Origin of the sequence: Brachybacterium alimentarium (assembly GCF_002332425.1) — a bacterium.
Classification (GTDB): Bacteria; Actinomycetota; Actinomycetes; order Actinomycetales; family Dermabacteraceae; genus Brachybacterium; species Brachybacterium alimentarium.
In genome coordinates, this window is the sequence record NZ_NRGS01000022.1 from 128,521 (window position 1) to 143,353 (window position 14,833).

Here is a 14,833-nt window from a genome sequence, read left to right on the forward strand (position 1 = left end):
TGGAGCCGACATGCCCACCACCCCGCCCGGGTTCCTGATCCTCGACGATTCTCTGAGCTTGGCGCGCGAGGGCGATCTGCTCACCCTGGACGGGGAGGAGGGCCGCCACGCGGCGAAGGTCGCCCGGATCGGTGTGGGGGAGAACCTCCAGCTCACCGACGCTCCCGGGCGCCAGGTGCTCACCGAGGTGGTCACTGCCCGCAAGGAGGCGCTGGACCTGCGGCTGCTGGCGGACCCGTCTGCGGCGATCCAGCGGCTGCCGAAGCTCACGCTGGTGCAGGCGCTGGCGACCGGCGGTCGCGACGAGCAGGCCGTGGAGTCGGCGACCGAGCTCGGGGTGGACCGCGTGGTGCCGTGGATCGCCGAGCGCTCCGTCTCCGTCTGGCGCGGGGAGAAGCTCACCAAGGGCCGTGCCCGCTGGGAGGGCACCGTGCGCGCCGCCGTGAAGCAGTGCCGCCGGCCCGGCATCCCGTCCGTCGACCCGGCAGCGACGAGCAAGCAGCTCGTCGGGGCGCTTGCGGAGGCCGCAGCCGACGGCGCACTCGTGCTGGTCCTGCACGAGCAGGAGCACGTGGGCCTCATGAGTCTCAGCGACGAGCTGCGCACAGCCAGCGCGGACGATGTCGCCGAGATCATCGTGGTCGTCGGCCCCGAAGGCGGCGTCAGCCCCGACGAGCTCGCCGCCCTGCAAGGGGCGGGCGCGCGCTCCGTGCTGCTGGGCCCGGAGGTGCTGCGCACCTCGACCGCGGGACCCGCCACGATCGCGGTGCTGAGCTCGCTGATCGGCCGTTGGGGTTGACCGGCCCCGAAGGCTGACCGGCCCTGGAGGCTGCCTGGCCTCCGGCGTCGGCCGTCGGTCGGCCGCTCGTGCTGACCAGGACCTGGTTCGGGTGGGGGCACGGGCCCCGCGGGACGTGCGACTGACGGACAGAGGTCGCTGACGGAGACGGGCCGCTGACGGACGATGCGGTCCGACCAGTCGTCGAGTCCGGCTGGCACCCTGCGATGCACTGTCTCGGTGAAAGCGTGTGACCGGCGGCACTCCTGCTTGTAGAGTCGTCCACCATGATCTCCGACTCCTTCCTGCCCGTTCTCGGACTGGCGGGCCCCGGCGTCGGGATGCGGCGATGATCCGGGCCGAGACCCTCGTCAAGGAGTTCACGCGCCCGCAGCGCGTGCAGGGACGCTTCTCCGGGCTGCGCTCCTTCCTCAGCACCAGGACCGTCACCACACGGGCCGTCGATGACGTCTCCCTGCGCATCGACGACGGCGAGATCGTCGGCTATCTGGGCCCCAACGGCGCGGGCAAGTCGACCACGATCAAGATGCTCACGGGCGTCCTCGTGCCGACCTCCGGGCACGTCGAGGTCGAAGGGATCGTCCCCTGGAAGGATCGCCGCGCCAACGCGCGCAACATCGGTGCGGTCTTCGGCCAGCGCAGCCAGTTGTGGACCGATCTGCCGCTGCGGGAGTCGTTCGACCTCATCGCCTCGCTGTACGGCCTGGATCCCGTCGACTACCGGCGTTCCCTCGACGGATTCGTGGACCTGTTGGAGATGGGCCCCTTCCTGGACACCGCCGTGCGCTCACTGTCGCTCGGACAGCGGATGCGCGGGGACATCGTCGCGGCGATGCTCTACCGCCCGCCGGTGCTGTACCTCGACGAGCCGACCGTCGGCCTCGACGTGGTCGCCAAGGCGCGGATTCGGGACTTCATCGCGGAGCAGAACCGCACCGAGGGCACCACCGTGCTGCTGACCACGCACGACATCTCCGACATCGAGCAGCTCGCGCGGCGGGTGGTGATCATCGACGACGGGCGGATCCTCTACGACGGCGGCCTGGAGAGTCTCCGCGACCGCTATGCACCCTTCCGCGAGATCGTGGTGAGCGCTCCGCGCATTCCGGACTCCACCGATGTCCCCGGGCTGACCCTGACGCGCACCGTCGCCGCCGGGGACGAGGTGCGCGCGACGTTCCGCTTCGATCCCGCCGACCTCTCGGCGCCCGCAGCGATCGGCCGTCTGACCTCGTCACTCGCGATCACCGACCTCTCCTCGCGGGAACCCGACGTCGAGGACGTGATCCGCCAGATCTACACCGACCGCGGCGTGGTGGCATGAGCACCGCCACGGCGCGGCTGCCCGCCCGGCGGGTACGCGCCGGGCTGCGGGCCTCTGTGCGGCACGCCGCACGCTCCCAGTTCGCTTTCCGTGCGTCGACCTGGACGGGGATCGTCGGCTGCGTGCTCCAGGTGATTCTCGTGCATCTCGTGTGGACCGCCGTCTACGGGGAGCGGACGGTCGTCTCCGGGGTGGCCCAGGGCGATGCGGTCACCTACGCGGTGCTCGGCGTGCTCACCACCACGATCTTTCAACCGTTCATCTTCGATTCGCTGTTGGGCAGGCTCCGCACCGGAGCGATCGCGTTCGACGTGATGCGGCCGATCTCCGCAGTGCCGGTGGCGCTGGCCCGCCAGCTGGGCGGCACGCTCGCCCAGCTGCCGGCGGCCGGGGCAGCGCTGGTGGTGGGTCTCGCGCTCGGGGCGATCTCTCAGCCGGGGTCCTGGCTCTCGGGAGCCGCCTGCTTGCTCTCGCTCATGCTGGGCTTCACCATCGCCCTGATCGTGAACTTCACCGTGGGCCTGGTGGGCTTCTGGACCCTCGAGACGGGCGGAGCGTTCCTCATCTACCGGATGCTCGCCCAGTTCTCGTCAGGAGCGCTGATCCCGCTGTGGTTCATGCCCGCCTGGCTCCAGGATTCCCTGACGCTGCTGCCCTTCTCCGCGCAGGTGTTCGTGCCGCTGTCGATCTACGTGGATCAGGATCCCGGCTGGCACACCGTCAGGGCCCTCGGCCTGCAGGCCATGTGGGTCGCGGTTCTGGTCGCCCTCGCGACGCTCGTATGGCATCGGGCGATCCGGAGGCTGGTGATCTTCGGTGGCTGACTCTTCCGCCCCCTCGTCCGCCCCGCAGGGGAGCCCGCGGCAGGGCACCCTCGCCCGGCCCGTCCCGTCCTGGCGCACCTACGCGATCCTGCTCGGGGCGACCTGGCGGAGCATGCGCGTGCACCGGATGAATCTCGTGCTCACCTTCCTCGGCAGCGCCGCGCTCCAGGGCACGCAGCTCGCCTTCATCGGCGTGCTGCTGAACGCTTTCGGCACCATCGCCGGCTGGGACGTGGCAGAGGTCGCCTTCCTGTACGGACTGCGCCTCACTGCCCACGGGGTGTGCACGATCAACTTCGGCCAGCATCGCGCGAGCGCGCTCGCGGTGCGCAACGGGGACTGGGACCGCTACCTGCTGCGCCCGGCACCTCCGTTGATGCAGCTGCTGACCAGGTTCTTCAACCCCGGCACCCTGGGCGATCTGGTGCTCGGTGCGGCGATCCTGCTCGCCGCCGCGTCCCGGGTGGACATCACCTGGTCGGCGTGGTCCGTGGTCTACGTGGCGCTTGCGGCGATCGGCGGAGGATTGGTCGAGGCAGGCCTGCAGATCGGGGTCTCCGGGCTCGACTTCCGGATGGGACCCACCACCCGCGTGAAGGACACCATCGACCGCGTGCTGACCGATTTCGGTGCCTATCCGATGACGATCTTCGGGACGGTCGGCACCTGGCTCCTCACGTTCCTGCTGCCGTTGGCCTTCATGGCCTACCTGCCGGCCACCGTCGTGCTCGGACACACCGAGGGCCTGGTCGTGCCGTTGTGGCTCGCTCAGCTCTCACCGCTCGCAGGACCCGTGATCCTGGTCGCCGGCGTGGCCGTGTTCCGGTACCTCTCGCGCTGGTACGCGAGCCCGGGGCACTGACGGCGTGGGCCCCGTCGGCAGCTCGCCGGCGGGGACCACGGGCCAGAGCGCCTGGAGGAGCGCACGGGCAACGGACGGACCAGCAGGTCCGCCGGATCGGGTGGTCACGCGGCGGGGGTGAGCACCTTCTGCTCGATCGTCTTCAGAGCGGTCTGCAGCGCGGCGACCTTCTCCTCGGTGACGAACAGCTCGCCCTCGACCGAGAGGTCGTCGCGGAAGCCGAGCCCCACGCTGCCCACCACATCGGCATCCAGGCGCAGCATCAGACGTTCCAGCATCGGCAGCACCTCGTTCGCGGCGCCCCAGCCGTAGCCGACCAGCACAGTGGGCAGGTTCTGCCATTCGGCGTAGAGGAAGTCGATCGCGTTCTTGAGCGCGCCGGGGTAGGCGCCGTTGTACTGCGGGGTCAGGATCACCACGGCGTCCAGGGCGCCGATGCGCTCCCCCCAGGTCCGACCGTGATCAGTGGTCTTGTCCGCACCGGACTTCGGGCTGCTGGGCTCGTCGAAGCTGGGCAGAGCGACCTCGCGGAGGTCGATGAGATCGATCTCGAACTGGTCCGAGGCGGAGGCGGCGACCCACCGGGCCACCTTCTCGCCGACGCGGTTCGGGCGGGCACTGCTGAGGATGATTCCAAGCTTTGTCATGATGGCTGAAACTTCTCATACTTCTGGGGGAGTTCCCAACCCTCTTGTGCCGAGTCTCGCTCCCGTAGACTTCGGAGCATGGGAGACACCGCCACCGACAGCCGCGACCCGGACTGCCTCTTCTGCAGGATCGTCGCGGGAGAGATCCCCTCCGAGCGCGTCCACGAGGACGACCAGGTGATCGCCTTCAAGGACCTGCATCCGCAGGCCGCGGTCCACGTGCTCGTGGTGCCGCGGGAGCACCGGCGGGACGTGCGCGAGCTCGCCGAGCGGCCGGAGCTGCTCGGCCATGTCGCGTCCGTCGCCGGAGACATCGCCTCTGATCTGGGCGATGGTGACTTCCGTTTGATCTTCAACACCGGCGAGAGCGCCGGACAGACCGTGTTCCACGTGCATGCGCACGTCCTGGCGGGCGGGCCGCTCGCAGAAGGAGAAATGTGACTGATCTTGGCTGATGCCCTCACCCCGCCGCCCGGACGCGCCCCCCAGGTGCTCGAGCGGAAGCTGGCGATCCCGGAGCATCTGAGCCCCTTCCAGGTGCTCGGCGAGAACGATCAGGCACTGGCCGCGCTCGAGGATGCAGTGCCGGACACAGACGTTCATGTGCGGGGCCACGAGGTGACCCTGCGCGGCACCGAGGATGCTCTGCGTCGCAGCGTGCACATCATGCGCAGCCTCATCGAGCTCGCCGGGAGCGGCCAGGCGGTCACCACCGAGGCGGTCCAGCGCGCCGCGAACCTGTATGGGGACGAGCGAGCCTCCGGCGAGAAGCTCGAACAGGTGCTCACCCGCACGGTGCTGTCCGCCCGCGGCCGCAGCATCCGGGCCAAGACCCTCGGCCAGCAGAAGTACATCGAAGCGATCGATTCCTCGACCATCACCTTCGGGATCGGACCCGCCGGCACCGGCAAGACGTATCTCGCGGTGGCGATGGCGGTTCAGCAGCTGCTGAGCAAGGAGGTGAACCGGATCATCCTCACGCGCCCCGCCGTGGAAGCGGGGGAGCGGCTCGGCTTCCTCCCGGGAACGCTCAACGACAAGATCGATCCGTACCTGCGACCGCTCTACGACGCGCTGCACGACATGCTCGATCCCGAGTCGATCCCGCGCCTGATGAGCGCCGGCACCATCGAGGTGGCGCCGCTCGCCTACATGCGCGGTCGCACCCTGAACGATGCTTTCGTGATCCTCGACGAGGCGCAGAACACCACGCCCGAGCAGATGAAGATGTTCCTCACCCGTCTCGGCTTCAACTCCACCATGGTGGTCACGGGCGATGTCACCCAGGTCGACCTGCCGGGCTCCCAGAAGAGCGGACTGCGGGTCGTCGAACAGGTGCTCTCGGGCATCGACGACATCTCGTTCTGCCGCCTGTCCTCCCGCGACGTCGTGCGCCACAGCCTGGTCACCGACATCGTCGAGGCCTACGGACGCTGGGAGATCCGCCCGGGAGGCAGCCGGGACTCCCGCCACCGCACCACCACCACGGGGAACTGACACATGACCATCGAGATCCGCAACGAGACCACCTACACCGTCGACGAGACCGAGTTCGTCGACTGCGCGCGCTCCGTGTTCGAGGCGATGCACCTGCACCCTGCGACCGAGATGTCGATCCTCTTCGTCGACGAGGACGCGATGGAGAAGCTGCACGTGCAGTGGCTGGATCTGCCCGGCCCGACCGATGTCATGAGCTTCCCGATGGACGAGCTCATCCCCGGCACGGCCGAGCACCCGGCGCCGGAGGGGCTGCTCGGCGACGTCGTGCTGTGCCCGAGCGTCGCGGCGAAGCAGGCGGCCGAGGCCGGTCACAGCGCCATCGAGGAGATGCTGCTGCTGACCTGCCATTCGATCCTCCACCTCCTGGGCTACGACCACATGGAGGAGGATGAGCGGAAGGTCATGTTCGACCTCCAGCGCACCCTGCTGCTGACCTTCCTCGCCTCCCGGGGGAAGAGCTGAGCGCCCTCGCCATGCCTGCGGCGCGGCCTGACCGGAACGGTCGATCATGCTGAGCACAGCCCTGATCGTCCTGGTGCCGCTGGGCCTCGTGGCGCTCGTCGTCGCGGGCGTGCTGATGGCCGTCGACGGCGCCTACCTCTCCGTCTCCCGCGGCTCCCTCGAGAAGGTCCTCGCCGAGCAGCCCGAGGCGGTCCGCTCCCAGGTGCTCGCCCAGCACTCGGACGCCGCTCGCACGCTGCTGTCCGTCTCGCTGGGCCGCATGCTCGCCGAAGCGGTGACCGTCACCTCGATCGCCGGCGTCGCCTTCATGGCCGCCGATCAGCTGGGCATCGGCGCCAGCTGGCTGGCCCCGACCGTGGTGACGGTCGTCGGCGCCGCCCTGCTGCTGCTGGTGATCCTCGTGATCTCTCCGCGCACCATGGGGCTCAGCCGACCCGAATCGGTGCTGATCTCGTGCCGTGCCCTGGTGGGCGCGGTGCGTGTGGTGCTCTGGCTGCCGACGACGGCGCTGACCAGCGTGGGTGCGAATCTCGCGGCCCGCCCGGGGTCCCAGGACGGCACCGATGACGGTGCGGAGAAGGCCCGTCAGAACGTGGACCGGGCCCTGGAGGACGAGCACGTCCACGACGGCGAGCGGGACATGATCCAGGGGGTCTTCGATCTGCGCGGCACGATGGTGCGCGAGCTGATGGTGCCCCGCACCGACATGGTGGCGATCTCGGCGGAGTCCACCGCCGCCGACGCGGTCCAGCTGTTCGTCCGCTCCGGCTTCTCCCGGGTCCCGGTGATCGGGGAGAGCGTCGACGACCTGCGCGGCATGCTGTACGTGAAGGACCTCATGAAGGCGATCCACTCGCCCTGGGATCCGCGACCGGACCGCCCCGTCGGCGAGATCCTCCGTCCCGCTCGTTTCGTGCCGGAGTTCGTCACGGCCGACGAGGTGCTGCGCCAGATGCAGACCAGCCACGTGCACATCACCGTGGTGGTCGACGAATACGGAGGGGTCTCCGGGATCGTCACGATCGAGGACATCCTCGAGGAGATCGTCGGCGAGATCGCCGACGAGCACGATCCCGTCGAGCCCGAACCCGAGGACCTCGGCGACGGACGCTTCCGGGTACCCGCCCGAGCAGGCCTCTCGGAGGTGGGCGAGCTGTTCGACCTCGACCTCGAGGACGACGACATCGACAGCGTCGGAGGCCTGCTGGGCAAGGTGACCGGCCACGTGCCGATCGTCGGATCCCGGGCCGAGGCGTTCGGACTGGTGCTCGAGGGCGAGGCGACCTCGGGGCGCCGCAGACGACTGTCCACCGTGATCGTGTCGCGGGTCCAGGACGCACACGACGCGCAGGATGAGCACGACGACATGCAGGACACTGACCAGGAGACCCGCGATGACCGATGACCTCGACCCCACCACCGCCGCCGCACCCGACCCGTCGACCGGAGCCGCGGGGGGCGGCGAAGGCGCCGAGCGCCCCGCCCACCGCTCGGGCTTCGTGGCCCTGGTGGGCCGGCCCAACGTCGGCAAGTCGACGCTGACCAATGCACTGGTGGGGGAGAAGGTCGCGATCACCTCGAGCAAGCCGCAGACCACCCGTCGGGCGATCCGCGGCATCGTCACCGGTGAGGACTCCCAGATCATCCTCGTGGACACCCCGGGAGTGCACCGTCCGCGCACGCTGCTCGGCGAGCGGCTGAACGACCTGGTGCGAGAGACCCTCGGCGAGGTCGACGTGGTGGGATTCTGCCTCCCGGCGGACCAGAAGGTCGGCCCCGGCGACCGCTTCATCTGCGAGGACCTGGTCGAGATGCGCACCGGCCGCCGCGGCCCCCGCGTGGTCGCGATCGTCACCAAGACGGACCTGGTGAGCCGTGATCGCCTGGCCGAGCACCTGATGGCCGTGGATCAGATGATGGACTTCGACGAGATCGTGCCGATCTCCGCCGTACGCGGGGACCAGATCGACGTGCTGCTCGAGGTGATCGCGAAGCAGCTGCCCGAGGGTCCGCAGCTGTACCCCGATGACCAGCTGACCGAGGAGTCCCGCGACGATCGGATCTCGGAGCTCATCCGGGAGGCCGCGCTCGAGGGCGTCCGCGAGGAGCTCCCGCACTCGATCGCCGTGGTCGTCGAGGAGGTCGTGGAGACGGATCCCGACGACCCGTTCGCCGACGTCGCCCCCGGCGAAGGGCGGCTCGTGGTGCGGGCGACGCTGTTCGTCGAACGCGACAGCCAGAAGGGCATCATCATCGGCAAGGGCGGTTCCCGCCTCAAGGAGGTCGGGTCGCGGGCCCGTGCCGAGATCAATCACCTGATCGGCCGCAAGGTGCACCTCGACCTGCGCGTCAAGGTCGCCAAGGAGTGGCAGCGCGATCCCAAGCAGCTGGGCCGCCTCGGCTTCTGAGCGCCGAGCTGCGTCTCCTGGCCGGACTGTTCGCATCGTGAGCGGCCCCGAGGAGCCGGAGCGACGGTGTTAACGTTGCGGCATGCGTGGATCGCTGCTCCTGCTTAGCCGCCGCGACGGGACCTGAACGCCGGGACCCCGCCGCGGCTGACGTTGTGTCCGGCGACCGGTACCCCAGCGAGAAGGATTTCCCCTGATGACTGATTCCACGATCACCTCCGCTTCTGACATCGCCGCCGTGCGCGACCCGTCGGAGCCCGTCGTCGGCACGAGCGGCGACGCCCCGCAGCAGCCCTCCGGCATGCCGATCCACAAGTACCTGCCCTTCGATCAGCAGATCACCGTGGATCTCCCGGATCGCACCTGGCCCGCTCGCCGCATCACCCGCGCCCCGCGCTGGTGCGCGGTGGACCTGCGAGACGGCAACCAGGCCCTCATCGACCCGATGAACTCCGAGCGCAAGCTGCGGATGTTCGAACTGCTCGTCGCGATGGGCTACAAGGAGATCGAGGTCGGCTTCCCGGCCGCCTCCGGCACGGACTACGACTTCGTGCGCACCCTGATCGACGAGGACCGGATCCCGAGCGACGTCTCCATCCAGGTCCTCACCCAGTCCCGCGAGCATCTGATCGAGCGCACGTACCAGGCGATCGCCGGCGCAGAGCGCGCCGTCGTGCACCTGTACAACTCCACCTCGGTCGTCCAGCGCGATGTCGTCTTCCGCGCCGACGAGGACGCGGTGCTCGACATCGCCGTCCAGGGCGCTCTGCTGTGCAAGAAGTACGAGGAGACGATCCCGGAGACGCGCGTCACCTACCAGTACTCGCCCGAGTCCTACACGGGCACCGAGCTCGAGTACGCCGTGCGCGTGTGCAACGCGGTCATCGACGTCGTGAAGCCCACGCCCACGGACAAGATGATCATCAACCTCCCGGCCACGGTCGAGATGGCGACCCCGAACGTCTACGCCGACTCGATCGAGTGGATGCACCGGAATCTGGATCGCCGGGACTCCGTGGTGCTCTCGCTGCACCCCCACAACGACCGGGGCACCGGCGTGGCCGCGGCAGAGCTCGGCTACCTCGCCGGCGCGGACCGCATCGAGGGCTGCCTGTTCGGCAACGGTGAGCGCACCGGCAACGTGGACCTGGTGACCCTGGGCCTGAACCTGTTCAGCCAGGGCATCGACCCGCAGATCGACTTCTCCGATCTCGACGAGGTGCGCCGCACCGTCGAGCACTGCAATCAGATGCCGGTGCCCGAACGCAGTCCCTACGGAGGCGACCTCGTCTTCACCGCCTTCTCCGGATCCCACCAGGACGCCATCAAGAAGGGCCTGGAGCGGATGGAGTCCGACGCCGAGAAGGTCGGCAAGGACGTCGATGATCTGGTGTGGCGGGTTCCGTACCTGCCCGTGGACCCGAGGGACCTCGGCCGCTCCTACGAGGCGGTGATCCGGGTGAACTCGCAGTCCGGCAAGGGCGGCATGGCCTACCTGCTGCGCACCGAGCACGGCCTGGATCTCCCGCGTCGCCTGCAGATCGAGTTCTCGGGCATCGTCCAGCAGAAGACGGACGCCGACGGCGGGGAGGTCAGCCCCGAGAAGCTGTGGGACGCCTTCACCGACGAATACCTGCCCGCCACCGACGACTCCCGGCGGTGGGGTCGGTTCGCGATCACCGACATCCATCAGGAGTCCACCGGTGAGGGTGCGGACCGCATCACCGTGACCCTCGTGGTCGACGGCGAGCAGCACATCGTCACGGGCATCGGCAACGGGCCGCTGGACGGCTTCGTCAAGGCCCTGGCCGAGCGCAAGATCGACGTGCGGATCCTCGACTACGCCGAGCATGCCCTCACCGAGGGCGATGACTCTCTGGCCGCCTCGTACATCGAGTGCGAGATCGGCGACCGGATCTTCTGGGGCGTCGGCATCGACGGCTCGATCACCCGGGCCTCGCTCGAGGCGATCATCTCGGCCCTGAATCGGGAGCAGCGCGCCCGGATCTGATCAGCGATCCCGCACCTGGCCAGCAGGCTGCCGTGCAGGGGGTGCAGGGGTGCAGGACGTGCAGGGCGAACGGGGCGTGAGCAGCAATCCTGCGATGACAGTCGTCAGCAGGTGCCGCTCACGCCCCGTTCTCATTCCGCCGCGCGCGGTCCGTCCTCGGCCGGCTGGCCGTCCGCGACCAGATCCTCCGCGATGAGATTCTCAGCGATGAGATCCTCCTCGGTGAGCATCGGCATCTCCCCGGTGAGCGTCGCGTGCGTGGGCGTGGGGAGCTCCCATCCCGGAGCCTCGTCGACCGGCTGCGGCTCACCGGGCGCCGTGCTGCGAGCGGTGAGTGTGATGCCGACGCTCGCACCGACGACCAGCACAGCCGCGGCGACCCGCAGGGCGGTCGCCTCCTGCCCGATCAGCAGCACGCCGGCGAGCAGGGCGATCACGGGCTCGAGGCTCAGCAGGATCCCGAAGACATGGCGCGGCAGTCGCCGCAGCGCGGCGAGCTCGAGCGTGTAGGGGAGCACCGAGGCGAGCAGAGCGGTGCCGACCGCGAGCGCCAGCAGGTGCAGGTCCAGCACACCGGTGACAGCCCCGGAGGCCCCGAAGGGCAGCACCAGGAGAGCACCGACGGCCATCGCGACGGCGAGACCGTCCTGACCCGGCACGAGCTTGCCCACCCGTGCGCTGGTGAGGATGTACGTGCCCCAGAACACCGCGGCGACGAGAGCGAAGAGCACCCCGAGCCCGTCCAGCGCGGCCGCACCCGTGAAGGACTCCACGCCGAACAGGCCGACGCCGCCGAGAGCCAGAACCACCCACAGCAGGTCGGAGCGCCGCGTCGAGAGCAGGGCGGAGACGGCCAGCGGCCCCAGGAACTCGATCGCCACCGCCGTGCCCAGCGGTATGCGTGCGATGGCGGCGTAGAAGCTGCCGTTCATGGCTCCGATCGCCCCGCCGAACAGGAGCACGGCGATCCACTGCTGACGGGTGAAGCGGTGCAGTTTCGGGCGCACGATCACCAGCAGCACGATCGCGGCGATGCCGAGGCGCAGTGCAGTGGTGCCCCAGGACCCGAGCGCGGGGAAGAGCTGGGTGGCCAGAGCTGCGCCGAACTGCAGGGATATGCACGAGCCGAGGATGAACAGGACCGGGGTGAGCGGCACACCGGAGCCGCCGCGGGAAGCGACCGCGACGGGCGCCTGAGCGGTGGGAGCGGAGGAAGCGGAAGTCGTCACGGCTCTACTCTGGGGCCTCGCCTCCAGCCGGGTCCAGTGAATGTTCGCGACCTGTACCGTGAAGCAGAACTTCACATTACTCGGAGGTCGACGTGCTGAACCTGCACCGGTTGTTCCTGCTGCACGAACTGCACAGGCTGGGGACGATGTCGGCGATCGCGCGAGCGCATTCGATGTCGCCCTCTGCCGTCTCCCAGCAGCTCTCGCTGCTGGAGCGGGAGACCAAGGTCACCCTGTTCGAGCAGGTGGGGAGGCGGGTCGTGCTCACCGAACCCGGGGTCCGGCTCGCCCGTCGCGGCGAGGAGATGCTCGCTCTGTCGGAGACCGCCGAGGCCGAGCTCGTGCTCGCGCAGGGCGAGGCCTCCGGAGTGCTGCGGGTCGCCTCCTTCCAGACTCCGATGATCGCGCTCGCCCCGGCCGCGGTGGGCGTGCTCGCCCAGCACCACCCGCTGCTGCAGCTGGAGATGGCGCAGCAGGAGGTCGGCGATGCCTATGACGGTCTGCTCGCGCATCGGCACGACGTGATCCTGGGGGAGGACTATCCGGGCGGACAGCGCGTGGTGCGGCGCGGGACCGACCGCGAGGCGCTGCTGCGCGATCCGCTCCTGCTGGTGCTGCCGGATGCGGGCCAGTGGTCGCAGGCGGGCGCGCTCGGCGACCTCGTCGAAGCGCCGTGGGCGCTGGACCCGTCCGCCTCCCGCACGGGCATCTGGGAGCGCACCTATCTGCGCTCGGCGGGCATCGAGCCGCGCACCCGCTTCACCACCCCGGACCCGCTGCTGCAGGTGCACCTGGTCCGCTCCGGGCACGCGGTCGCCATCGTCCCGGGAATCATCGCTGCGGAGCACCTCGGCGGCACTCGCGTGCTGCGCCTGCCCGGCGACCCCCACCGCTCCCTCTACACCGCGGCCCGCGCCGGGGCGGCGAGCCATCCCTCGCTGCTGGCCTTCCGTGCGGCCCTGCTCGAGGCGGCCGGACGCGTCTCCGACCTGCAGGGGCTGGAGACCCTGGGGCGTTGAGAGAGCCTCCTGGGCGCGTGCAGGCCGCGCGGCCCGTGCCCTGCTTGTGGGGCATCCCTGCGCAAGGTACCTTGGTCTCAAGATACTTTCGGTGGGAGAGGTCGCGATGACGCACAGCTGGAGCCCGGAGCAGTACCTCCGCTACGAGGACGAGAGGGCGCGTCCGTTCCTCGAGCTCACCGCGAGGATCCACGCCGACGCTCCGCGACGCGTGGTGGACCTCGGTGCCGGCCCCGGCACCCTGACGTCGCTGCTCGCCGAGCGCTGGCCGGACGCCGAGGTGACCGCCGTCGACTCCAGTCCGGAGATGATCGAGCGAGCCCGAGGGATCGCCGGGATCTCCGCCGTGCGAGCGGATCTCCGCTGCTGGGAGCCGTCCGCACCCGTGGACGTGCTCGTGTCCAACGCGGCCCTGCAATGGGTGGACGACCATCTCACGCTGCTTCCGCGCCTGGTGGGGATGCTCGCACCAGGTGGCTGGCTCGCGATGCAGGTGCCGGGCAACTTCGAGGAGCCCAGCCATCGGATCCGGCGCGATCTGGCCGCGCAGGAGCCCTTTGCCCAGCACGTGCGGGACGTGACCGTGCCCTCCTCGCACGATGCGGCGACCTACCTGCGCACCCTGCAGGGTCTCGGACTGGAGACCGACGCCTGGGAGACCACCTACCTCCACGTCCTGCACGGGGAGGACCCGGTCTTCGAGTGGGTCAGCGGCACCGGAGCCCGCCCCACGCTCCAGGCACTGCCGGCCGATCTCCGTGCAGCCTTCGAGCAGGAGTATCGCGACCGACTGCGCACGGCCTACCCGGACTCCGGCCACGGAGTCGTGCTGCCCTTCCGGAGGGTCTTCGCCGTCGGCCGTCGTCCACGCTGAGGCCCGCCTCAGCGGACCGGCGGGAAGCTCTGCCGCGCGGCCGTCGCGATCCGGTTCAGCTGCGAGCGGTCCGAGAGGGCGCCGAGCACCGCACCGAGACCCGGGATCGCCTTGCCGAACAGTCGGGTGGAACGCAGCCCGAAGCGACGCACCAGGCGCGCGCCGATCGCGCCGACGACCTCCGACTGCGGGTTCTTCGGCAGCCTCCCGGCCACGCCGCGAGCCGCAGCGCCGGCGACCGGCCCCAGGCCCACGCTCTTGAGCACGTCCCCGGACTCCTCGCCGACCAGCGCGGCCAGGACCCGCACCCTCACCTCCTCGTCGTCGAGGTCGTAGCCGCGCACCGCAGCGATGGCGCCGACCATGCGCGTGGCCTGCACGTAGAACTCGAGCACATTGGTGGGCAGCAGGATCGGCAGGGTGACGAAGCCGCCGAGACCGGTGACGAAGCCGCCTGCGGTCACGCCCCGGCGGTGGCGGCGCACGAGGCGGCGCACGGCCACCTCGGGCCGACGCCTGCCGTGGCCCCGCTGCGCCCGTCGGGCGGTGTCCGCGGCGGAGGAGTACGTGAGCTTCCCGTCCAGGCCGATGTTGCGGATCATGGTGACCGTACGCTCGAGGGCGCCGCCTGACGGCGCGTCCTCCCCCTTGCGCGCCTCCTTCATCGCGTCGCGCGCCGTGGACTTCGCGGATTCGTCGCTGCGCAGCATCGAGAAGATCCCCATGGCCGGCCTCCCTCGTTCTGGTGCGCCGCGTCGAGAGCGGCGCTGCGGATGATGCGCCCATCATGCCGTGCCGCGCCCGCTGGGCACCGGCTGCCGACCGCTCGGTGGGGCGGCGCGGTGCGTGACGGACCTCCTGCTCGACACCGAGG

Annotated in this window: 15 protein-coding genes; 12 read left to right on the plus strand and 3 right to left on the minus strand. The window is 69.9% G+C overall.

The window, feature by feature from the left end:
- Nucleotides 1-10: 10 nt before the first annotated feature.
- The 4 genes from CIK71_RS12950 to CIK71_RS12965 all read left to right on the plus strand — a co-directional run bounded on the left by CIK71_RS12950 (nt 11) and on the right by CIK71_RS12965 (nt 3,809).
- On the plus strand, nt 11-799 hold the full coding sequence (locus tag CIK71_RS12950; RefSeq protein WP_096166094.1) for a 16S rRNA (uracil(1498)-N(3))-methyltransferase: 789 nt from the start codon (nt 11-13) through the stop codon (nt 797-799).
- A 328-nt stretch (nt 800-1,127) separates the two neighbouring features.
- Entirely contained in the window at nt 1,128-2,123 is a 996-nt protein-coding gene (locus CIK71_RS12955; RefSeq protein WP_096166095.1) for an ABC transporter ATP-binding protein, read from the plus strand.
- On the plus strand, nt 2,120-2,947 hold the full coding sequence (locus CIK71_RS12960) for an ABC transporter permease (RefSeq protein ID WP_096166096.1): 828 nt from the start codon (nt 2,120-2,122) through the stop codon (nt 2,945-2,947). Before CIK71_RS12955 ends, CIK71_RS12960 begins: the two co-directional genes overlap by 4 nt.
- Complete coding sequence (locus tag CIK71_RS12965) at nt 2,940-3,809, plus strand: ABC transporter permease (RefSeq protein WP_096166097.1); 870 nt, start codon at nt 2,940-2,942, stop codon at nt 3,807-3,809. Before CIK71_RS12960 ends, CIK71_RS12965 begins: the two co-directional genes overlap by 8 nt.
- Nucleotides 3,810-3,913: 104 nt before the next feature.
- On the opposite strand, the gene CIK71_RS12970 is transcribed toward CIK71_RS12965, so the two are convergent.
- Nucleotides 3,914-4,456 carry an NADPH-dependent FMN reductase gene (locus CIK71_RS12970; protein ID WP_096166098.1) on the minus strand — a complete coding sequence of 181 codons (543 nt, stop codon included), beginning with the start codon at nt 4,454-4,456 and terminating at the stop codon, nt 3,914-3,916.
- 78 nt (nt 4,457-4,534) lie between these two features.
- Between CIK71_RS12970 and CIK71_RS12975 the strand changes: the two genes are divergently transcribed.
- The 6 genes from CIK71_RS12975 (at nt 4,535) to leuA (ending at nt 10,837) form a co-directional block, all read left to right on the plus strand.
- A complete protein-coding gene (locus CIK71_RS12975; protein WP_096166099.1) occupies nt 4,535-4,897 on the plus strand; it encodes a histidine triad nucleotide-binding protein in 363 nt (120 codons plus the stop codon).
- 6 nt (nt 4,898-4,903) lie between these two features.
- Complete coding sequence (locus CIK71_RS12980; RefSeq protein WP_096166100.1) at nt 4,904-5,953, plus strand: PhoH family protein; 1,050 nt, start codon at nt 4,904-4,906, stop codon at nt 5,951-5,953.
- 3 nt (nt 5,954-5,956) lie between these two features.
- A complete protein-coding gene (ybeY, locus tag CIK71_RS12985) occupies nt 5,957-6,418 on the plus strand; it encodes an rRNA maturation RNase YbeY (protein ID WP_096166101.1) in 462 nt (153 codons plus the stop codon).
- Between the two features lie 46 nt (nt 6,419-6,464).
- Nucleotides 6,465-7,823: a hemolysin family protein gene (locus CIK71_RS12990; protein WP_096166102.1), complete on the plus strand. Its 1,359-nt coding sequence runs from the start codon at nt 6,465-6,467 to the stop codon at nt 7,821-7,823.
- Nucleotides 7,813-8,826, plus strand: coding sequence for a GTPase Era (gene era, locus CIK71_RS12995; protein ID WP_158541862.1), 1,014 nt, complete (start codon nt 7,813-7,815; stop codon nt 8,824-8,826). The genes CIK71_RS12990 and era overlap by 11 nt, the downstream gene beginning before the upstream one ends.
- 196 nt (nt 8,827-9,022) lie before the next feature.
- Entirely contained in the window at nt 9,023-10,837 is a 1,815-nt protein-coding gene (leuA, locus tag CIK71_RS13000) for a 2-isopropylmalate synthase (RefSeq protein ID WP_096166103.1), read from the plus strand.
- A 131-nt stretch (nt 10,838-10,968) separates the two neighbouring features.
- Here leuA and CIK71_RS13005 read toward each other — a convergent pair whose 3' ends face one another.
- Complete coding sequence (locus CIK71_RS13005; protein ID WP_176485646.1) at nt 10,969-12,066, minus strand: EamA family transporter; 1,098 nt, start codon at nt 12,064-12,066, stop codon at nt 10,969-10,971.
- A gap of 92 nt (nt 12,067-12,158) precedes the next feature.
- Here CIK71_RS13005 and CIK71_RS13010 point away from each other — a divergent pair, with 92 nt between their 5' ends.
- Both CIK71_RS13010 and CIK71_RS13015 read left to right on the plus strand, forming a co-directional pair.
- Nucleotides 12,159-13,085 (plus strand): LysR family transcriptional regulator, encoded by a 927-nt coding sequence (locus tag CIK71_RS13010; protein ID WP_096166104.1) that lies wholly within the window; start codon nt 12,159-12,161, stop codon nt 13,083-13,085.
- 106 nt (nt 13,086-13,191) lie between these two features.
- Complete coding sequence (locus CIK71_RS13015; protein ID WP_096166105.1) at nt 13,192-13,959, plus strand: methyltransferase domain-containing protein; 768 nt, start codon at nt 13,192-13,194, stop codon at nt 13,957-13,959.
- Between the two features lie 8 nt (nt 13,960-13,967).
- On the opposite strand, the gene CIK71_RS13020 is transcribed toward CIK71_RS13015, so the two are convergent.
- Nucleotides 13,968-14,684 (minus strand): EcsC family protein, encoded by a 717-nt coding sequence (locus CIK71_RS13020; RefSeq protein WP_096166106.1) that lies wholly within the window; start codon nt 14,682-14,684, stop codon nt 13,968-13,970.
- Between the last annotated feature and the right edge of the window lie 149 nt (nt 14,685-14,833).